Origin of the sequence: Mycolicibacterium llatzerense (genome assembly GCF_000878195.1) — a bacterium.
Classification (GTDB): domain Bacteria; phylum Actinomycetota; class Actinomycetes; order Mycobacteriales; family Mycobacteriaceae; genus Mycobacterium; species Mycobacterium llatzerense.
On record NZ_JXST01000024.1, the window covers coordinates 84,842 to 104,332 of the forward strand.

The following is a 19,491-nucleotide window of genomic DNA, read 5'->3' on the forward strand; positions in this document are numbered from 1 at the left end:
CCAGCAGGGCCCTGCTCAAACCCGCTCCAGCGGATCGCTGCTACCCGTAGAGCTTGCAGCCAAATGGCTGAGATCAGATCACCGCGGAGACGGCTGGTGCTGCGTGATGCAGTGGATGCCGCCGCCCCGCTCGAACAGCGGCCGGGCATCGACGCTGACCACCCGGCGGCCGGGGTACTGCTCAGCCAGGATCGCCGCGGCATCGGCGTCGCGCGGGTCGCCGAAGGCGCACGCGATGACGCCGCCGTTGACCACCAGGTGGTTGATGTAGCTGTAGTCGACGTAGCCCTCGGCATCGGTCAACAGGTCCGGTGCCGGGAGTTCGACGATCTCCCACGGCCGGCCCGCGGCATCGCGAGTGTCGGCGAGAGCTTCACGAATCTCCTTGCACACCAAATGGTCCGGATGTGCGTCGGACCGCTGCGCATGCAGCAGGAGGCGTCCGGGTGACGTGATGGCCGCGACGATGTCGACGTGTCCACGGGTGCCGAAGCGCTCCGAATCGCGGGTCAGGCCGCGCGGCAGCCACACAGCGTGCGTGGCACCGAGGGTGCGGGCCAGCTCGGCCTCGATGTCCACCTTGGTGGCGCCGGGATTGCGGCCGGGGTCCAGCTGGACGGTCTCGGTGACCAGCACCGTGCCCTGCCCGTCGACCTGGATACCGCCGCCTTCGTTGACCAGCTCCGAACTCACCACCGGGACGCCGGCCCAACCGGCAACCGCGGCACCGATTTTCGCGTCCCGATCCCAGCGCGCCCAGTCCTGGGCACCCCAGCCGTTGAACACCCAGTCGACCGCGGCCACCGAACCGTCGTCGGCATGCACGAACGTCGGGCCGATGTCGCGCATCCAGGCGTCGTTCAGCGGCGCCTCGACGATCTCGACCGCGGCGGACAGGTAGCGGCGCGCCACCACCATTTCGGCGGGGTCCACCACCACGGTCACCGGTTCGAACTCCAGCACCGCGTGTGCCACCGCCGCCCACGTCGAGCGGGCCTCGTGGTGTTCGGTTTCGTTGTCCCCCAACGAATAACCTTCCGACGGGAACGCCATCCACACTCGGTCCTGCGGCGCACTCTCCGCCGGCATCACGTAGTTCGTCATTTCACCACCGCGGTGGCTTCATGGCCGGCGCCGTACGGGCGCTGCGCGTCGACAGGTGCGGTCAGCGCGCCGTAGCTCTCCGGACGCCGGGTCAGCAGGAACGGGAACAGCTCGAGCCAGTCGCGGCGTTGGTCGAGGTCCAGATCGGCGACCAGCACCGCCTCCTCGTCACGCGGGGCCTGCACCAGCACCCGGCCGTACGGATCGGAGATGAACGACGAGCCGTAGAAGGTCACGGCGCCCTCATCACCAATTCGGTTGGGCACCACCATGAACAGGCCGCTGTTGATGCCGTTGGCGACGATGACCTGTTGCCACAGCGGCTGGGTGTCGAAGGCGGGAAAGACCGGCTCGGAGCCGATGGCCGTCGGGTAGACGACGATCTCGGCGCCGCCCAATGAGTAGTTGCGGGCCACCTCGGGGAACCATTCGTCCCAGCAGGTCGGCATGCCCAGCTTGGCACCGAGCCCCGCCGGCTCGTAGACCGGATACGGGTTGCCCTCGGCGGGGCCGGCGCGGAAGTAGGTGTCCTCGTAGTAGCCCGCCGAGATCGGGATGTGCATCTTGCGGGTCCGGCCCGCCAACTCGCCCGACGGGGCCACCAGGATGGCTGTATTGAAGCCCAAACCGTCTGCGGCCGGCGCCTTTTCGTACAGCGATGCGTGCACGAAGATGCCGTTGGCCCGGGCCGCCTCGGCGGCCAGTGCGAACGTCGGGCCCTCGAGGAGGTCTTCGGCGGTATCGCCCGGGTTCGGGCCGGCCGGGGTGTCGGCGGGGTACCGCAGCAGGGTGATCTCCGGCAGACAGACCAGCGCGGCACCCTCACCGGCCGCCCGATCGATGCCGTCGCGCAAGACCTTGGCGAGCTCGTCGGCGTCGGGGCGCCACCGGTGCTGCACCAGACCGACGCGCACCGGCGGTCGCGTCGACTCCGTGCTGCGAGACAGCGATTCGGGCGCGGTGGCGGTCAGGGTGATCATCAGCTGGACTCCTAAAACGAATACGATTCGTTTAATTGTGGCCCGAGGTACCCGTGCTTGTAAAGAGGTAGTAGAAAGATTCCATGGGCCGCCCCTCCAAACCGCTGCTATCCACGGATCGCATCACCGGTGCAGCAATGGATTTGGTCAACAAGACCGGCGGCTTCACCGTCCCCGAACTCGCTCGGGCGCTGAAGGTCAGTCCGTCATCGCTCTACAACCACGTCGCCGGCCGCGAACAGATCGTCGAGCTGCTGCGCGAACGGGCGATGTCCGAGGTCGCGCTGCCCGCCGACGACCCACACCGCCCGTGGACCGACGTCGTCGCCGACATCATGCGGTCCTACCGGCAGAGCTACGCCCGCTACCCGCGGCTCATCCCCCTGCTGACCTCGCACGCGGTGAACAGCGACCACGCCCTCACCATGTACAACGTGTTGGCGGTCGCGTTCGGCCGCGCCGGATTCGACCCCGCGGACACCCTGCGCGCCATCACGCTGATCGATTCGTTCGTCCTGGGTTCGGCGCTCGACGTCGCCGCACCCGACGAACCGTGGCAGGCCGGCGCCGAAGTCGGCCCAGAGTTCGCGGCGGCACTCGCCACCGGCAGCTCCAAGCCCGAACGCGCCGACGACGCCTTCGAATTCGGCATCGCGGTACTGCTGCGCGGACTGGCGGGGGTCCCGTCCTAGTTACTCGGCGGCGTCGCCTTCAGGCTCGGCTTTGGCCTCGTCCTTGGACTCGGCTTCCGCCTCGGGCTTCGGCAGGACCGCATCCAGCGCGGCACCGGTGATCCGGCGGAACGCGCGACGCGGCCTCTTGGCGTCGAGAATGGCCACCTCGAGCGTGGCTGCACCCAACACCCGGTCGCCGGCACCGGCGTGCAGTGCATCGATGGCGATCTTCGCCGCGTCGGCCAGGCTCGCGTTCTCCTCATAGGAGTCGTTGAGCGCGGCGATGATCGGCTCGGTGGTACCGCCCATCACGACGAAATGCGGCTCGTCCGCGATGGACCCGTCATAGGTGATCCGGTACAGCTCAGGAGCTTTCGTCTCACCGTGATGCGCGACCTCGGCCACACACAGCTCGACCTCGTAGGGCTTGGCCTGCTCGGTGAAGATCGTGCCGAGCGTCTGCGCGTAGACGTTGGCCAGCTGGCGGCCGGTGACGTCGCGCCGGTCGTAGGCGTAACCCCGCGTATCGGCGAACTGGATACCACCGCGGCGCAGGTTGTCGAACTCGTTGAACCGGCCGACCGCGGCGAAGCCGACCCGGTCGTACAGTTCGCTGACCTTCTGCAACGACCGCGACGGGTTCTCGGCGACGAACAGCACGCCACCGTCGTACGCCAGCACGACGACGCTGCGGCCCCGCGAAATACCCTTGCGCGCAAGCTCGGAACGTTCCCGCATCGCCTGTTCGGGCGAGATGAAATACGGAAAGCTCATCAGCCATTACCTCTCGCGCGCGTCCGGTTCGCGATGACTTCCCGGGCCAGCGCGGCGATCCGCTCCTCGGTGACCTCTTCGGCGCCGTCGGCACCGATCAGCACCGCTGTCGGGTAGATACCGCGCGTCAGATCAGGTCCGCCGGTGGCCGAATCGTCGTCGGCAGCGTCGTACAGCGACTCGATGGCGACCTTCAGCGCCGAATCAGCATCGGTCACATGCGAATACAGTTTCTTGATCGACGACTTGGCGAACAGCGAGCCCGAGCCCACCGACTGGTAGCCCTCGTCTTCGATGTTCCAGCCGCCGGCGGCATCGAACGAGACGATGCGTCCGGCATTGCCCGGATCGGAGTCGTCCAGGTCGTAGCCGACCAGCAGCGGCAGCGCGACGAAGCCCTGCATCGCGGCGGCGAGGTTGCCGCGGACCATGATGGCCAGCCGGTTGACCTTGCCGCGGAACGTCAGCGGCACGCCTTCGAGCTTTTCGTAGTGCTCCAACTCGACCGCGTACAGCCGCGCGAACTCCACCGCGATGGCCGCGGTGCCGGCGATACCGGTCGCGGTGTAGTCGTCGGCGATGTGCACCTTCTGCACGTCGCGGCTGGCGATCATGTTGCCCTGGGTGGCCCGCCGGTCACCCGCGATCAACACGCCACCGGGGAACTTGATCGCGACGATCGTCGTGCCGTGGGGCAGGTCGGCACCGCTCGACCGAGCAGCATCACCCGCTGAAGCCCAATTGCTCCTCACGTCCGCGGCCGGCAGCAGGTGCGGTGCCTGCCGGCCGAGAAAGTCCGAAAACGAGGACAGATTCAGGTGGGGTGAGGTGACATCCAGTCGATCAGAGAAAGGCCCGAACGCTGGGGTCACTGGCCGCCCTTTTGGACGTACGCGCGCACGAAGTCCTCAGCGTTCTCTTCCAGCACGTCATCGATCTCATCGAGCAGGTCGTCAGTTTCCTCGGCGAGCTTCTCGCGACGTTCCTGACCTGCGCCAGACGGGCCGGAGAGGTCGTCGTCCTCGCCGCCGCCACCGCCACGCTTGGTCTGTTCCTGAGCCATCGACGCCTCCTGATTGCTCGATATCTAACTTCACCCTACCGGTCCGCACCCGGGTTCCCCGGGAACACAAGCAGTTACGTGGTCAGCTGTTCCACCAACTCGACCGCACTGTCCACCGAATCGAGCAACGCACCGACGTGGGCCTTGCTTCCCCGCAGCGGTTCCAGCGTCGGGATCCGCACCAGCGACTCGCCGCCGAGGTCGAAGATCACCGAGTCCCAACTGGCCGCGGCGATGTCGGCACCGAACCGGCGCAGGCACTCGCCACGGAAGTAGGCGCGGGTGTCGGTGGGCGGGTTCTCCACCGCGTCGAGCACCTGCTGCTCGGTGACCAGCCGCTTCATCGAGCCGCGCGCCACCAGCCGGTTGTACAGACCCTTGTCCAACCGCACGTCGGAGTACTGCAGGTCCACCAGGTGCAGGCGCGGCGCGTTCCAGGTCAGGTTCTCCCGCTGCCGGAAGCCCTCCAGCAGGCGCAGCTTGGCCGGCCAGTCCAGCAGCTCCGCGCATTCCATCGGATCGCGCTCCAGCAGATCGAGGATGTGCGCCCAGGTCTCGATGACGTGGTCGGCGCGCGGGTCGGGGTCGCGGCGCTCCTGCAGCTTGGCCACCCGCTCCAGGTAGATGCGTTGCAGCGCAAGGGCAGTCAGTTCGCGGCCGTCGGCCAGGGCCACGGTCGCGCGCAGCGACGGGTCCCGGCTGATGACGTGCACCGCGTGCACCGGCCGGGCCAGCGCCAGATCGGACAACTCGATGCCCTCGGCCTGCCCGAACTCGATCAGATCGAGGACCAGTGACGTGGTGCCCACCTTGAGATACGTCGACGTCTCGGCCAGGTTGGCGTCACCGATGATGACGTGCAGCCGGCGGTACTTGTCGGCGTCGGCGTGCGGCTCGTCGCGGGTGTTGATGATGCCGCGCTTGAGCGTCGTCTCGAGTCCGACCTCGACCTCGATGTAGTCGGCGCGTTGCGTCAGCTGGAAGCCCGGCTCGTCCCCGGACTGCCCGATACCGACCCGGCCAGAGCCGGTGACAACCTGGCGGGACACGAAGAACGGCGTCAGTCCGGCGATCACCGAGTTGAACGGCGTCTGCCGGCTCATCAGGTAGTTCTCGTGCGTGCCGTACGACGCGCCCTTGCCGTCGACGTTGTTCTTGTACAGCTGCAGCCTGGCCGCGCCGGGCACGCTGGCCACATACCGAGCCGCGGCCTCCATCACCCGCTCGCCGGCCTTGTCCCAGATGACCGCGTCCATCGGGTCGGTGACCTCGGGCGCGGAGTACTCCGGGTGGGCGTGGTCGACGTACAACCGGGCGCCGTTGGTGAGGATCATGTTGGCTGCGCCGATCTCGTCGGCGTCGACGATCGGTGCCGGCCCGGTGGTGCGGCTCAGGTCGAAGCCGCGGGCGTCGCGCAGCGGGGACTCGACCTCGTAGTCCCACCGGGTGCGCTTGGCCCGCTGGATGCCGCTGGCCGCCGCGTACGCGAGCACCGCCTGCGTGGACGTGAGGATCGGGTTCGCGGTCGGATCAGACGGCGAGGAAATGCCGTATTCGACCTCTGTTCCGATGATCCGTTGCATGGCGCCAAGACTAGACGGCCTCGATACGCGACGATTGGCCCCATGACCACATCTGGGCAAGCGAAGCGACGGGACAAGCCATCGCGAGCCGACCGGGTCGCCGCCGAGACCTGGTTTCTGCGCCGAGGCCTGCCGGCAGTGCTGCGTCCGGGTGTTCTGGTGCGACGGCTGTGGCAACGCTCCGCGCCGGCATTGGCCGGGTTCGCGGTGTTCATGATCAACTCGATCATCGTGGTGGCGGTCACCGGCCAGCACACCATCAACATCGACGGGCAGCCCACGCGAACCGACTGGTTCATCCTGGCGCTGGTGCTGTTGGTGGCACCGGTCGCGATGCTCGTGGGGTGGCGAGTGTCGCTCATCTCGTCGTGGCGCAACCGGGCCGCAGCGGCCGCGGTCTCGGTGGCGGTGTGCCTGGCCGGCGCGGTGTTCGGCGGCCCCGGCCCGCGAGTCGGCGGCAATCTGGTCTATGTCGCGCTGATCATCGTCGTCATCCTGGCCTGCACCGCGACCGGTATCGGATCGATCCTCGGCTGGGCCCTCGACGTGACGGCGCACAGCCTTTCGCTGATGGGCACCCTCTTCGTGCGGGCGCTGCCGGTCATGCTGCTCACCGTGCTGGTGTTCTTCAACACCTACGTCTGGCTGATGGCCGCGATCGTCAGCCGGGCCCGGTTGTGGGGCGCGCTGGGCTTCCTGGCGCTCATCGCGGTGGCGTTCGTCATCGCATCGACGGTGGACCGCGTCCGCCCGATCCTGACCGCCGCGACGCCCGACACACCCGAGGCCCAGCTCGAGGTCCTGGCGGACACCCCATTCGCTGACATGGCCGCCGTCAGCCAGCGAGTTCCCTTGTCCCGCATCGAGCGGGTCAACGTGGTGTTCGTCCTGGCGATGTCTCAGGTGCTGCAGTTGCTGATCGTCGCCCTGGTGACCGCGTTCATCTTCCTGGTGCTCGGGCTGATCCTGATCGACCCGAAACTGCTCGCCGAATGGACCCGCAACAACGGCGCTCCCGACGGCACCGTCTTCGGCATGACGCTGCCGATACCGGAGTCGCTGATCCAGACGACGTTGTTCCTGGGCGCGCTGACGTTCATGTACATCACGGCGCGTACGACGACCGATGCCTCATACCGGGCCGAGTTTGTCGACCCTCAGGTCGACAGTCTGCGACGCCGGCTGGATGCCCGCGACCGGTACCTCGCCGACCGCAAACGAGTGTGAGGGCTGTGCAGGCAATTCCGAAGTCTTGCGTGCACAGCCCTCACACTCGTCGCGACTACAGGTACTGACCCAGGTTGCTCTCGGTATCGATGGCACGGCTCGCAGACGAGCTCTTGCCGGTGACCAGCGTGCGGATGTAGACGATCCGCTCGCCCTTCTTGCCCGAGATCCGTGCCCAGTCATCGGGATTGGTGGTGTTGGGCAGGTCTTCGTTCTCGGCGAACTCGTCGACGATCGAATCCAGCAGATGCTGCACCCGCAGGCCGTGCGAACCTGTTTCCAACACCGACTTGATGGCGTACTTCTTGGCCCGGTCCACGACGTTCTGGATCATGGCGCCCGAGTTGAAGTCCTTGAAGTACATGACCTCCTTGTCGCCGTTGGCGTAGGTCACTTCCAGGAAGCGGTTGTCGTCGATCTCGGCGTACATCCGGTCCACGATCTTCTCGATCATCGCCTTGATGGTGTGCGCCCGATCGCCGTTGAACTCGCCCAGGTCGTCGGCGTGCACCGGCAGGTTCTCCGTGAGGTACTTGCTGAAGATGTCCTGTGCCGCTTCGGCGTCTGGCCGCTCGATCTTGATCTTCACGTCCAGGCGGCCGGGCCGTAGGATCGCGGGGTCGATCATGTCCTCGCGGTTGGAGGCGCCGATGACGATGACGTTCTCCAGGCCCTCGACACCGTCGATCTCCGAAAGCAGCTGCGGCACAACCGTCGTCTCCACATCGGAGCTGACGCCAGTGCCACGGGTGCGGAAGATCGAGTCCATCTCGTCGAAGAACACGATCACCGGGGTGCCTTCGGACGCCTTCTCACGGGCGCGCTGGAAGATCAGCCGGATGTGCCGCTCGGTCTCGCCGACGAACTTGTTGAGCAGCTCGGGGCCCTTGATGTTCAGGAAGTAGCTCTTGGCCTCGCGGGCGTCGTCACCACGGATTTCGGCCATCTTCTTGGCCAGCGAGTTGGCGACGGCCTTGGCGATCAGCGTCTTGCCGCAACCAGGAGGGCCGTAGAGCAGGACGCCCTTCGGCGGCCGCAGCGAGTACTCCTTGTACAGATCCTTGTGCAGGAACGGCAGCTCCACCGCGTCGCGGATCAGCTCGATCTGTCGCGTCAGGCCGCCGATGTCCTCGTAGCTCACGTCGGGCACCTCTTCGAGAACCAGGTCCTCGACCTCGGCCTTGGGAATCCGTTCGAAGGCGTACCCGGCCTTGCTGTCGACCAGCAGCGAGTCACCCGGCCGCAGCTTGCGCGCCCGCTCGTCGGCCAGGTCGTCGACACCCTCGAGCACCTCGGCAACCTCGGGATCGAGGAACTCCAGCGCGACCAACGGCTCGGCAAGCCAGACGATGCGCTCCTCGTCGGCATGGCCGACCACCAGGGCACGCTTTCCGTCGTTCAGGATTTCGCGCAATGTGCTGATCTCGCCGACCGCCTCGAACGAGCCGGCCTCGACCACCGTCAGCGCCTCGTTGAGACGGACGGTCTGGCCCTGCTTGAGTTCGGACACCTCGATGTTCGGCGACACCGACAACCGCATCTTGCGCCCGGAGGTGAAGACATCGACGGTGTCGTCGTCGTGAGCGAGCAGCAAGACGCCGTAGCCGCTGGGCGGCTGCCCAAGTCGATCGACCTCCTCGCGGAGCGCCAGCAACTGCTGTCGCGCCTCTTTGAGGGTGTCCATCAGCTTGCCGTTGCGAGTCGTCAGCGAATCGATTCGGGCTTCGAGCTGCTGCACATCGCGCGGTCCGCGGTGCGCCGCGGCCGCGTTCGTGAGCTGCTCGCGCAACGCCGCCGTTTCACTGCGAAGCCGCGCCAACTCGGCCGCATCAGTGCTGGACATGGGGTTCTGACGAGGTATGCCCGGGTTGCCGAAGGCGTCCGGGCGATCCATTTCAGACATCTTGCGCTCCTTTCCCGCACCGGAAGTTGGTGCGGCGGATACCTCAACGCTACCGGCCATCCGTCATTCATGGGCGTTCAAGGAATCGCGACACACGGGTGTTGCTCTGACCGCGCTGTTAACCTCATACCCAAGTCGGGCTCATCGAAAGGACCGCAGTGATCGTCAAATCCCTCGTCACCGGCATGGCAGCCGCCGCCCTCGTAGGTGCAGCAGCCGTCGGTACGACTGTGGCGTCTCAGCCGGCCGGCCTGACCGCTGGCACGTCACCGGCCGTCGCGCCGGTCGTCCGCCAGGTGCCGCTGCCCCAGGCCCCCGCGCCGGGCCTGCAGGCGTCGCTGGTGTCCACGCTCAGCGGTCTGACGGCCGCCGGGAGCTTCGCCGGGTCCAAGGGCAGCTACATCCAGGGCGGCGTCGGCCGACTCGAGGCCATCACCGCCGACCGGGCGTACAGCAACGCCGTCAAGCAGGGCGTGTTCCCCATGAGCTTCGCCGTTGCCGACATCGATGACCTCGGCGACGGCACCGCGACGGCCAACGTCACAGCCACCGCCGCCACCGGAGCCACTGCAGCCCAGCCGCTGACCTTCGTCGCCGGCCCCAGCCCGACCGGCTGGCAGCTGTCCAAGGGGTCTGCCATGGCCCTGCTGTCGTCGGTGAAGTAGGCACCAGGAACAACCGGTGAAGTCAACCCGAGGGACCCTGATCGCCGTCGTCGTGGCGGCGATCGGGTTGGCCGGGTGCAGTGAACACGTCGAGCCGCCGGCCGACCCGATGCCCCGTTCGCTGCTGACCACCGACGCCAAGACGCCGGCGGCCGCGCCGCTGCCGCCGCCCGATGCGCTCACCGCGGTGCTGTACAAGATCGCCGACCCGGCGGTGCCCTCGGCACAAAAGATCGGGCTGATCCAATACGGCACCGCCGAGGATCAGGCCGGGCTGGACAGCTTCACCAAAGCGCTGCGCGACAACGGCTTCAATCCGATGAACGTGACGGCCACCGAGCTGCTGTGGTCAGCCGGCCAGCCGGGCGACATCATCGCCACCATCACGATCAGTTCCGTCGCCGCACCGGACAACAAATTCACGTTCCCCATGGAGTTCAGTCCCATCCGGGATACGTGGCAGCTGAATCGGCAAACCGCCACCCTGCTGCTGAAGGTCGGCCAACCGGGTGGGCCGGGCGGCGCGACCACCCCGGGTCGCTGAGCTGTCGATGTGGGTCGGGTGGTTGGAGTTCGACCTGTTGCTCGGCGATGTGCACTCGCTGAAAGAGAAGCGCTCGGTGGTCCGGCCGATCATCGCCGAACTTCGGAAGTTGTCCGTCTCTGTCGCTGAAAGCGGCAATCAGGATCTGCACCGTCGGGCATCGATCGGCGTTGCCGTGGTGGCGTCCCACCGCAGTTTCGTCGTCGACGTGCTCGACGCCGCCGAACGCCAGGTGGCGGCCCGACCGGAGATCGAGTTGTTGTCCGTGCGGCGAGGTCTGGTCAGCAGCGAGGACTAGATGTTGCGCTTGCGGCGCAGCGGCTGCGGCGTCACGGCGCCCGGCGCCAGCCGGCGGGCACTGATCAGGAACGCGGTGTGTCCACGCATCGAATGCTGCGGACGCACCGCGAGGCCGACGACGTCCCAACCGCGCTGCAGCGACTCCCACGACCGCGGCTCGGTCCAGCACTGCTGCTCGCGCAGCGCCTCGACCGTCTTCGACAACTGGGTGACGGTCGCGACGTAGACGATCAGCACGCCACCCGGGACCAGCGCCTTCGAGACCGTCTCCAGCACGTCCCACGGCGCGAGCATGTCGAGCACCACACGGTCGACCTCGCCGCCGTCGTAGTCGTTGAGGTCGGCGATGACCAGGTTCCAGTTCTCGGGCCGCTCGCCGAAGAAGGTCTCGACGTTGCGCACCGCATGCACGGCGTGGTCGTCGCGGACCTCGTAGGAGGTCACGGAACCGCCCGGTCCGACGGCCCGCAGCAGCGAACACGTCAGCGCCCCGGAGCCGGCGCCGGCCTCCAAAACCCTTGCGCCGGGGAAGATGTCGCCCTCGTGCACGATCTGCGCGGCGTCCTTCGGGTAGATGACCTGCGCGCCGCGCGGCATCGAGAGGACGTAGTCGATCAGCAGCGGACGCAGTACCAGGAAGGGGTCGCCGTTGGTGGATTTCACCACGCTGCCCTCGGGCTGGTCGATCACCGAATCGTGGGCGACGATGCCGCGATGGGTGTGGAACTCCCCACCCGTGGCCAGCACCATCGTGTAGTGCCGGCCTTTGGCGTCGGTCAGTTGGACGCGGTCGCCGACGGTGAAGGGTCCGGTGATTCTCACCGGGCCAGCCTGCCAGCCGACCCGTCCCGGCGGACGGCCGGGGTTCGGCAACTTTGTCGTCGCCCCCGCCTAAGCTGCTGATATGAGTGCCGCCAGCGAGGAGCCAAAGGCGGACCGCGCATGACCGCTGCCGCCCCTGTCCGACGGCCCGCGCTGTCGCCGTCGCGGGCCGGTGACTTCAAACAGTGCCCTCTGCTCTACCGGTTCCGGGCCATCGACCGGCTGCCCGAGCCGTCGTCGACCGCCCAGTTGCGCGGATCGGTGGTGCATGCCGCGCTGGAGCAGCTGTACGCACTGCCCGCCATCGACCGCGTGCCGGAGACCGCCCTGTCCCTGGTCATACCGGCCTGGGATGCCGTGGTGACGGAGAAGCCCGAGCTGGCCGAGGAGATCGCGCCCGAGTTGCGGGAGACGTTGCTCAAGGAAGCGCGGGCCCTGCTGGCCGGGTACTACCGGCTGGAGGACCCGACGCGGTTCGACCCGCAGAGCTGCGAACAACGCGTCGAGGTCGAGTTGTCCGACGGCACGCTGCTGCGCGGATTCGTCGACCGGATCGACGTGGCGCCGACCGGCGAGCTGCGGGTCGTCGACTACAAGACCGGCAAGGCGCCGCCGGAGGCGCGGGCGCTGGCCGAGTTCAAGGCCATGTTCCAGATGAAGTTCTACGCGGTGGCCCTGCTCCGCATCCGGGGCGTGGTGCCGGCGCGGCTGCGGCTGCTGTATCTGGCGGACAGCCAGGTGCTGGACTACAGCCCCGATCTGGCCGAGCTGGAGAGGTTCGAGAAGACACTGATGGCCATCTGGCAGGCCATTCAAAAGTCCGGCGAGACCGGTGACTTCCGGCCCAACCCGTCCAAGCTATGTTCCTGGTGCACACACCAAGAACTGTGCCCCGCGTTCGGTGGCACTCCCCCGCCCTATCCGGGCTGGCCAGACAGTTTCGGAATTGCATGATCGACTGCTACTACCGTCGGCTCGACGCCGACGGCGATTTTCAACGCTTCGAATCGACCGAGGGCACCGGCAGTAACTGGGATTCGAGCATTCAGCACGGTTCGCCGCCGCTGGCACTGTTGACCAAGACCATCGAAGAGCTGGCCGCCGGTAGCGGGATGCAGGTGGGCCGGCTGACCCTCGACATTCTGGGTGCGATTCCCGTTGCGCCCGTTGCGGTTCGCGCGTGGGTATCGCGGCCCGGTTCGCGCATCTGCATGATGACCGCGGAGATGACGGCCACCCAGCGGGACGGTTCCGAACGTGCGGTGGCTCGGATGTCGGCGTGGCTGTTGGCCACCAGTGACACCCGGGACGCCGCATTCGATCGCTATCCGCCGATGACCCGGCTCGCCGACACCGGCGTCCGACATTCCTGGCAGGGCCGGCCCGGCTATCTGGAGACCGTCACCTGGGTGCCGCAACCCGACGACGCCAACGCCTCGGTGGTCTGGATGCAGCCCCTGATTTCGTTGGTCGACGACGAGGAACTGACCGACCTGCAGCGGCTAGCGATGGTCGTCGACTCGGCCAATGGCGTTGGCGCGACGCTGGATCCGGATGAGTTCATGTTCATGAACACCGACACCACGGTGCACCTGCACCGCGCTCCCGTCGGCTCCGAGTTCTGCCTGCGCGCCCGCGGCTCGATCGGCCCCGACGGCCTCGGTTCGACCACGGCCGAGCTGTTCGACGAACAGGGCTTCATCGGGACGTCAGCGCAGACGCTGTTGGTGCAGCGGCGCTGAATCGGTTGCCGGCCAGGACGTCGTTCGCGCGAGAAACACGTAACAACTCGTCAGCTCGGGCGGCCGGCCGTGATCACTCGCAGTACCTGATCGGTGCCGTCACCCGGCCAAAAGGCGTGCATTGCCCAGGTCGCGCCGGCGCCGGCGAACTCGGCCGCATCGGTGCCCGGACGAGTCTTGACAGCGATATCGAAACCCTCACGGCTGCCGCGTAATTGGTCGATGGTGTCGGCGATCTGGGCCACCGTCGACGCGTCGCCGGTGAGCGGAAATATGCCGTCATGGCGGGCGGCACGTTCGATGGGCTTGCCGCTGTGACGCGCGGTGCCGAACCACAACGGGATGCGCACCTGCTGCGCCGAGTCGGGTAGCGCACGCACATTCTCGGCAACCAGCTGACCGCGATGCGTGACAGTTTCACCGACCCACAGGGAAGTCAATACTCCGACACCTTCATCGAGCAAACCCCCGAGTCGCCGTGCGTCGGCATCCTCGCCGAAGGCAGAGTATTCCCGGCCCCGATCGTCGCCGGTGCCCAAACCCACGGTCAGCCGCCCACGACTCAGCCGATCCAATGTCAGCGTTTCCCGTGCGAGTTTGACGATGCGACGGCGCGGTAGCGGTGTCACCATCGGCCCCAACCTGATTCGACTCGTGCTGGACGCAGCAGCCGCCAATGCGACCCACGGATCGGCGATTTCCCACTGGCCGCCGATCGGGCTCAGGACATGGTCCCAGAGGAATAGGCCGTCCCAGCCCGATTCCTCGGCTGCGATCGCGATATCGACGATGGCTTGAGGGTCGGCCAATTCGCCGAACGGCGGCAGGAAGATTGCGTGACGCACCACGACACCGTAACACCGAGCCCGCGTTCAGCCTGCCGCCGAGAGCCGGCTACCGACGGGAGGCGATAGGCCGAATGTGTTGCGCGGCCATGCATTCCATCGCTTCCCGTGCATCGATGCGCACAGCATTCATGGCCGCCGTTCGTCGATTCGACATTTGGCGGGAGCCAATCGGGCACCTTTATATCTACTTGCATCTATATAGATGTCTAGGCATACTGGCTTCATGGACGTCTTCGAAGCGGTCGCCGAACCGAACCGGCGTGCTCTGCTCGACGTACTCGCCGAGGGCGAGTGCACGGCCGGTGAACTGGTCGCCACCCTCCCGGGCCTGACCCAGCCCACGGTCTCCCGTCACCTCCGAGTGCTGCGCGAGGTGGGGCTGGTCGAGGTCCGGCCCGATGCCCAACGACGCATCTACGCGCTGCGCGCCGACGGCCTGGTCGAGATGGACCAGTGGATCGACCGCTACCGCCGCTACTGGACCAACCATCTGGACGCCCTTGAGCGTCATCTTGATTCGACATTCGAGGAGGAACATGGCAACCGATGAACTCGAGGGCGTCGTCACGATCGACGGCGACCGCGCAACGCTGACGTTCGAGCGTCGACTGCGGCACCCCGTCGAACGGGTATGGGCCGCAATCACCGAGCCCGCGCATCGCGACATCTGGATGGGCAAGACCGTCATCGACGGCCGCGAGGGCGGCTCGATCGAAACGGTCGCCTCCGGCCCGCCGGTGCCACCGGACATGAAGCGCATGACCGGGCGCATCCTGGTCTGGGATCCGCCGCACGTGTTCGAGCACGAATGGCGCCAGCAGATCGTCGAACCCGGCGTGGTCCGTTACGAACTCACCGCAGACGGCACCGGCACCCTGCTCCGGATGACCCATCGCGGCCTCGGAGTGCCCAACGCCAACGGATTCCGGCCCGGCACACAGGCTTTCCTCGACCGGCTGCAGGCGCTGCTCGACGGCACTCCCCTACCCAGCTGGCTGGAGCGCTACGCCGAGATCGCCGGCCACAGCCCTCTCTACATCCCACCCACAGTTCCACCCGCCTAGGAGAAATTGATGTCGGACAACACCTTTCACGATGCCCCGTCGGTGGTCGTCGCCTACCAGTCGGGGTTCGGCCACACCGCATTCCTGGCCGAGGCAGTGGCCGCCGGAGCTCGGTCCGCGGGCGCGGCCGTCACCCCGATCCGGTTGGGTGATGTGAGCGAACACGATTGGCAGGTACTCGACGCGGCCGACGCGATCATCTTCGGCACCGCCACCTACATGGGCAACGTGTCGGCGGCGTTTCAGACGTTCGCCGAGCAGACGGGCCGTCGCTGCCAACAGGGCACCTGGCGCGACAAAGTGGCGGCAGGCTTCACCAACTCTGGAAGCAAGAGCGGCGACAAGCTCAATGCGCTTGTCTCACTGGCGGTTTTCGCCGCTCAACATCACATGCACTGGGTCAATCTGGGTCTGGGTCCGGGCTGGAATCACTCCACGGCGAGCGAGGACGAACTGAACCGACTGGGCTTCTGGCTGGGTGCCGCCGCGGCGACCGACGTCGATGCAAATCCCGACGGGGTACACCCCTCTGACGTCGCGACCTGCGAGCACCTGGGCCGGCGGGTCGCCGAGGTCACTCGGCAGCTGGTCGCCGGACGCGCTGTCGCGCAGGCTGTTACGCAGCCCGTTACTGCAGGGGCCTAAGCCCCTCGAGCATCGTCGGCACCAACTCGGCAACGGTCGGGTGGATGTGCACGGTGTGCGTCATGGTGGTGTACGGGGCTTTGGCGGACATCAGGTCGAGGATGCAGTGCACCACTTCGTCGCCGCCGACGCCCAGGATGGCCGCGCCGAGAATCTGATTGGTCTCGGCGTCGACCACGACCTTCATGAAGCCCTGGGTCTCGCCTTTTTCGATCGCCCGGCCGACGCGGGTCATCGGACGCTTACCCACCAACGCCTTTCGCCCTGACGCCCGAACCTGGGCCTCGGTCATGCCGGCCCGACCCAGCGGCGGGTCGATGTACAGCGCGTAGGTGGGGATGCGGTCGCTGACCCGGCGCGGTTCGTTGTCCAGCAGGTTGGCCGCGACGATCTCGAAGTCGTTGTACGACGTGTGGGTGAACGCGCCCTTCCCGTTGCAGTCACCCATGGCCCAGATGTGGTCGGCGGTGGTGCGCAGCTGGTCGTCGACGGTGATGTACCCCCTGGAGTCGGTTGCCACCCCGGCCTTTTCGAGCCCCAGATCGTCGGTGTTGGGCACCCGGCCGACAGCGACCAGCAGGTGTGAGCCCGTGACGACGGCGCTGCCGGTGCTGACCGCCACCCCGTCACCGTCTTTGGCAACGCGAATGTCGCCGGCGCCCAAATGGATGGTGATACCCTCGCGCTCCAGGATGTCCTTGATGGCGACGCAGACGTCGTCGTCTTCGCGGGACGCCAGCCGTGGCCCGCGTTCGACCACAGTGACCTCGGCGCCGAACCGGCGGAACATCTGCGCGAACTCGAGCCCGATGTAGCTGCCGCCGATGATCACCAGATGCTCTGGCACGGTGTCGAGTTCGAGGATGCCGACGTTGGTGAGGTAGTCGACGTCGGCCAGACCGGGGATGTCCGGGACCGTCGCGCGGCCACCGGTGTTGAGGAAGATCTGCTTGCCCGTGATCCGTTGGTCACCGACCTGGAGCGTGTGGGGGTCGATGAATCGGGCGTGTCCGCGCAGCAGCGTGCAGCCGTCCATGCCTTCGAGCCAGCTTTCGACGCCGTCGCGGTCCGCGGTGACGATGCCGTCCTTGCGGCCCTTGACTTTTGCCATGTCGACGGTGACTTCGCCGGTACCTATACCGTATTCGGCACCGCGGCGGGCCAGGTGTGCGGCGTAGGCACTGGCGACCAATGTCTTGGTCGGGATACAGCCGTAGTTCACGCAGGTGCCGCCGACTAGCTTGCGCTCCACGACGGCAACGGTCTGGCCGGCGTCGACCAGCCTGCCTGCCAGGGGCGGTCCGGCCTGTCCCGCGCCGACGATGATGGCGTCGAACGCGGTGGCCTCAGACGACATAGGGACCGATCGCGCTCAGAGCGAAGGCCGCTACCGCGAAGCCGCCTCCGACCGCGAGGACATCCTCGGCGAGCGCCACCGGCAGGTCCTTTCCGCCGTTGCGCGCCACCAGGATTCGACGAGCATGGAAGCCCGCCAAGGTACCGATCACCGCGCCGATCATTCCGCCGCCCATGCCGATGAACGTGTGGTGCCAACCCGCGCCGATGACTGCGCCGGCGAACGCACCGGTGAGCAACCGGGCCCCGAACTGCGCAGGCACTGTCCGCGCCGGAGTCTTGGGCAGCTGATCGGTGATCAACTCGACCACCAACAGGATGGTCAGCACCGTCACGGTGATCGGGTGGCCGACCCATTCGGCCCAGGTACCTGCCAACGGCAACCAGCCGAGCTTGGCACCCCAGGCCACCACCGCAGGCGGAGTGAGGGCCCGCAGGCCCGCAACCACACCGATGAGTAAGGCGAACAACAGAACCAGCGCTTGCGTCACGTGACCCTCCAGTCGGAAGTGCAGGTTGTCGAACCTACGGGGACGCTAACACCGGCACGGGTCAGAAGCGACAGAACCGGATATCGGAAGCGAGGATTGCCTTGGCACCAATGGCCGTCAGCTCATCCATGATCGCGTTGACCTCCCGGCGCGGCACCAGGGCACGCACGGCCACCCAGTCGGCATCCGCCAACGGCGCGATGGTCGGCGATTCGAGACCCGGCGTGATCGCCGTCGCCTGCTCCAAAACGGTGCGGGGGCAGTCGTAGTCGAGCATCAGGTACTGCTGCCCGAAGACCACACCCTGGATACGAGCCGCGAGCTGGTCACGGGCCTGATCGGGCGCCGCGTCGGCACGCTCGATCAGCACGCCCTCCGAATCGCACAGCGATTCGCCGAAGGCCACCAGATTGTGCAGCGCCAAGGTCCGACCGGAGCCGACGACGTCAGCGATCGCGTCGGCCACTCCGAGCTGGATCGAGATCTCCACCGCGCCGTCGAGACGGATCACAGTGGCTTCAATCCCCTTGTCGGCCAGGTCTTTCCGCACCAGGTTCGGGTAAGCACTGGCGACGCGCTTGCCGGCGAGGTCGGCGACCGACCAGTCCCGCCCCGCGGGCGCGGCGTACCGGAACGTCGACGAGCCGAAGCCCAGCGCCAGCCGTTCACGGACAGGCGCCATCGACTCAGCGGCCAGGTCGCGGCCGGTGATGCCGAAGTCCAGCTGCCCGGACCCCACATAGATCGCAATGTCCTTGGGCCGCAGGAAGAAGAACTCGACCTTGTTCACCGGGTCGACGACCGTCAGGTCCTTGGGATCGGTACGGCGGCGGTATCCGGCCTCGGACAGGATGTGGGCGGCCGACTCGCTGAGCGCGCCCTTGTTCGGGACGGCGACGCGGAGCATGCCGTTGGTCTCGTTCGTCGCGGTGTTCACAGCTTGCCGTAAACGTCGTCGAGGGTCAGGCCGCGCTTGATCATCAGCACCTGCGTCCAGTACAGGAGCTGGCTGATCTCGCCGGCCAGCTCGTCGTCGCTCTCGTATTCGGCGGCGATCCACACTTCGCCGGCCTCTTCGATGATCTTCTTGCCCAGGTGATGCACCCCGGCGTCCAACGCTGCGACGGTGCCGCTGCCGGCCGGCCGGGTCTGCGCTCGCTCACTGAGCTCGGCGAATAGCGCATCGAAGGTCTTCACGGGCTGCAATTGTTTCACGCTGCGGACGCGGGCTGTGCATGTGGCTGCCTGGGGCGCTCCGGCGGCAGCACACCCAGTCTCGAAAAAACTTTGGTCACTTTGTTTGCGCTGGTCACAGTAGGTAACTAGCGTCACATTTCCCGCGGTTTCTTGTCGGTGCATCGAACTAGTGTTCGAGTATGGACATTGCCAGCACCACCGCCGTGGAGGAGGTCTACACCGACCTCGACACGGCACAGGCGCGGGTTGCGGCGGTGGACTACATGGCGTTGTCGGTGCCGGAGTTGTTGGCGGTGCAATCCCACCGTGAGCAGATGCGGTGCGCCGCCCAAGCCGTTGATCATGCCGTGGTGGCCGCATTGCAGGCCCAAACCACCGCGCAGGAGATCGGGGCGAAGAACTGGGCGGACGTGCTGCGCATCCGGGACCGGCTCAGTGCCGAGGAGGCTCGCCGCCGAGTGAGGCACGCTGAGTTGTTGGCCTCGCGGCGGTCGCTGACTGGCGAGGTG

General features: G+C 66.9%; 23 protein-coding genes and 1 pseudogene. 11 read left to right on the forward strand and 13 right to left on the reverse strand.

The window, feature by feature from the left end:
• Positions 1-78 precede the first annotated feature (78 nt).
• Positions 79-1,104, reverse strand: coding sequence for an agmatine deiminase family protein (locus tag TL10_RS17665; RefSeq protein WP_043986624.1), 1,026 nt, complete (start codon positions 1,102-1,104; stop codon positions 79-81).
• Positions 1,101-2,084 (reverse strand): nitrilase-related carbon-nitrogen hydrolase, encoded by a 984-nt coding sequence (locus TL10_RS17670; RefSeq protein ID WP_043986625.1) that lies wholly within the window; start codon positions 2,082-2,084, stop codon positions 1,101-1,103. Before TL10_RS17670 ends, TL10_RS17665 begins: the two co-directional genes overlap by 4 nt.
• An 83-nt stretch (positions 2,085-2,167) precedes the next feature.
• On the opposite strand from TL10_RS17670, the gene TL10_RS17675 reads away from it, so the two are divergent.
• Positions 2,168-2,776, forward strand: coding sequence for a TetR/AcrR family transcriptional regulator C-terminal domain-containing protein (locus tag TL10_RS17675; protein ID WP_043393153.1), 609 nt, complete (start codon positions 2,168-2,170; stop codon positions 2,774-2,776).
• Here the strand turns inward: TL10_RS17675 and prcA are convergent, their stop codons facing one another.
• The 4 genes from prcA to dop all read right to left on the reverse strand — a co-directional run bounded on the left by prcA (position 2,777) and on the right by dop (position 6,178).
• Positions 2,777-3,532, reverse strand: a complete 756-nt coding sequence (gene prcA, locus TL10_RS17680) for a proteasome subunit alpha (RefSeq protein ID WP_043986627.1) — start codon at positions 3,530-3,532, stop codon at positions 2,777-2,779. It lies immediately after the preceding gene.
• Complete coding sequence (prcB, locus tag TL10_RS17685) at positions 3,532-4,404, reverse strand: proteasome subunit beta (RefSeq protein WP_043986629.1); 873 nt, start codon at positions 4,402-4,404, stop codon at positions 3,532-3,534. Before prcB ends, prcA begins: the two co-directional genes overlap by 1 nt.
• Positions 4,401-4,595, reverse strand: a complete 195-nt coding sequence (locus TL10_RS17690) for a ubiquitin-like protein Pup (protein WP_043393146.1) — start codon at positions 4,593-4,595, stop codon at positions 4,401-4,403. Before TL10_RS17690 ends, prcB begins: the two co-directional genes overlap by 4 nt.
• 74 nt (positions 4,596-4,669) lie before the next feature.
• Positions 4,670-6,178 carry a depupylase/deamidase Dop gene (gene dop / locus TL10_RS17695; RefSeq protein ID WP_043393143.1) on the reverse strand — a complete coding sequence of 503 codons (1,509 nt, stop codon included), beginning with the start codon at positions 6,176-6,178 and terminating at the stop codon, positions 4,670-4,672.
• Positions 6,179-6,220: 42 nt separating this feature from the next.
• On the opposite strand from dop, the gene TL10_RS17700 reads away from it, so the two are divergent.
• Complete coding sequence (locus TL10_RS17700; RefSeq protein ID WP_043393141.1) at positions 6,221-7,405, forward strand: hypothetical protein; 1,185 nt, start codon at positions 6,221-6,223, stop codon at positions 7,403-7,405.
• Between the two features lie 55 nt (positions 7,406-7,460).
• On the opposite strand, the gene arc is transcribed toward TL10_RS17700, so the two are convergent.
• Entirely contained in the window at positions 7,461-9,299 is a 1,839-nt protein-coding gene (gene arc / locus TL10_RS17705) for a proteasome ATPase (RefSeq protein ID WP_390892783.1), read from the reverse strand.
• Between the two features lie 167 nt (positions 9,300-9,466).
• Here arc and TL10_RS17710 point away from each other — a divergent pair, with 167 nt between their 5' ends.
• From TL10_RS17710 to TL10_RS17720, 3 genes are read left to right on the forward strand one after another with little or no spacing between them, the layout of a single operon-like run.
• Positions 9,467-9,973, forward strand: coding sequence for an MTB12 family secreted protein (locus tag TL10_RS17710; RefSeq protein WP_043393137.1), 507 nt, complete (start codon positions 9,467-9,469; stop codon positions 9,971-9,973).
• A gap of 16 nt (positions 9,974-9,989) precedes the next feature.
• On the forward strand, positions 9,990-10,517 hold the full coding sequence (lppK, locus tag TL10_RS17715; RefSeq protein ID WP_043393135.1) for a lipoprotein LppK: 528 nt from the start codon (positions 9,990-9,992) through the stop codon (positions 10,515-10,517).
• Positions 10,518-10,524: 7 nt separating this feature from the next.
• Positions 10,525-10,815, forward strand: a complete 291-nt coding sequence (locus tag TL10_RS17720) for a DUF503 domain-containing protein (RefSeq protein ID WP_043393887.1) — start codon at positions 10,525-10,527, stop codon at positions 10,813-10,815.
• On the opposite strand, the gene TL10_RS17725 is transcribed toward TL10_RS17720, so the two are convergent.
• The gene (locus TL10_RS17725; protein ID WP_043986630.1) at positions 10,812-11,639 is read right to left on the reverse strand and encodes a tRNA (adenine-N1)-methyltransferase; all 828 of its coding nucleotides are present in this window, start codon (positions 11,637-11,639) and stop codon (positions 10,812-10,814) included. The genes TL10_RS17720 and TL10_RS17725 overlap by 4 nt on opposite strands.
• Positions 11,640-11,759: 120 nt before the next feature.
• On the opposite strand from TL10_RS17725, the gene TL10_RS17730 reads away from it, so the two are divergent.
• Together TL10_RS17730 and TL10_RS17735 are read left to right on the forward strand one after the other, a co-directional pair.
• Entirely contained in the window at positions 11,760-12,593 is an 834-nt protein-coding gene (locus tag TL10_RS17730; protein ID WP_043986631.1) for a RecB family exonuclease, read from the forward strand.
• Positions 12,590-13,381, forward strand: a complete 792-nt coding sequence (locus TL10_RS17735; protein WP_043400984.1) for a thioesterase family protein — start codon at positions 12,590-12,592, stop codon at positions 13,379-13,381. Before TL10_RS17730 ends, TL10_RS17735 begins: the two co-directional genes overlap by 4 nt.
• Positions 13,382-13,431: 50 nt before the next feature.
• Here the strand turns inward: TL10_RS17735 and TL10_RS17740 are convergent, their stop codons facing one another.
• Positions 13,432-14,226, reverse strand: coding sequence for an LLM class flavin-dependent oxidoreductase (locus TL10_RS17740; RefSeq protein WP_234711474.1), 795 nt, complete (start codon positions 14,224-14,226; stop codon positions 13,432-13,434).
• Positions 14,227-14,452: 226 nt separating this feature from the next.
• Between TL10_RS17740 and TL10_RS17745 the strand changes: the two genes are divergently transcribed.
• Genes TL10_RS17745 through TL10_RS17755 form a run of 3 tightly spaced genes read left to right on the forward strand, consistent with a single transcriptional unit; the run spans position 14,453 to position 15,938 of the window.
• Entirely contained in the window at positions 14,453-14,779 is a 327-nt protein-coding gene (locus TL10_RS17745) for an ArsR/SmtB family transcription factor (RefSeq protein ID WP_043400991.1), read from the forward strand.
• Positions 14,766-15,293 carry an SRPBCC family protein gene (locus tag TL10_RS17750; RefSeq protein WP_043986634.1) on the forward strand — a complete coding sequence of 176 codons (528 nt, stop codon included), beginning with the start codon at positions 14,766-14,768 and terminating at the stop codon, positions 15,291-15,293. The genes TL10_RS17745 and TL10_RS17750 overlap by 14 nt, the downstream gene beginning before the upstream one ends.
• 9 nt (positions 15,294-15,302) lie before the next feature.
• Positions 15,303-15,938: a flavodoxin family protein gene (locus tag TL10_RS17755; protein ID WP_043986635.1), complete on the forward strand. Its 636-nt coding sequence runs from the start codon at positions 15,303-15,305 to the stop codon at positions 15,936-15,938.
• Here TL10_RS17755 and TL10_RS17760 read toward each other — a convergent pair.
• From TL10_RS17760 to TL10_RS17775, 4 genes are all read right to left on the reverse strand, one after another.
• Positions 15,922-17,295: an FAD-containing oxidoreductase gene (locus tag TL10_RS17760; RefSeq protein ID WP_043986636.1), complete on the reverse strand. Its 1,374-nt coding sequence runs from the start codon at positions 17,293-17,295 to the stop codon at positions 15,922-15,924. The genes TL10_RS17755 and TL10_RS17760 overlap by 17 nt on opposite strands.
• On the reverse strand, positions 17,285-17,785 hold the full coding sequence (locus TL10_RS17765; protein ID WP_043401051.1) for a DUF4126 family protein: 501 nt from the start codon (positions 17,783-17,785) through the stop codon (positions 17,285-17,287). The genes TL10_RS17760 and TL10_RS17765 overlap by 11 nt, the downstream gene beginning before the upstream one ends.
• Positions 17,786-17,846: 61 nt before the next feature.
• The gene (gene hisG, locus TL10_RS17770) at positions 17,847-18,692 is read right to left on the reverse strand and encodes an ATP phosphoribosyltransferase (RefSeq protein WP_043401054.1); all 846 of its coding nucleotides are present in this window, start codon (positions 18,690-18,692) and stop codon (positions 17,847-17,849) included.
• 26 nt (positions 18,693-18,718) lie between these two features.
• Complete coding sequence (locus TL10_RS17775; protein WP_043401046.1) at positions 18,719-19,000, reverse strand: phosphoribosyl-ATP diphosphatase; 282 nt, start codon at positions 18,998-19,000, stop codon at positions 18,719-18,721.
• A gap of 161 nt (positions 19,001-19,161) precedes the next feature.
• On the opposite strand from TL10_RS17775, the pseudogene TL10_RS17780 reads away from it, so the two are divergent.
• Positions 19,162-19,491 (forward strand): annotated as a pseudogene (locus TL10_RS17780) (HNH endonuclease signature motif containing protein); the annotation flags it as partial.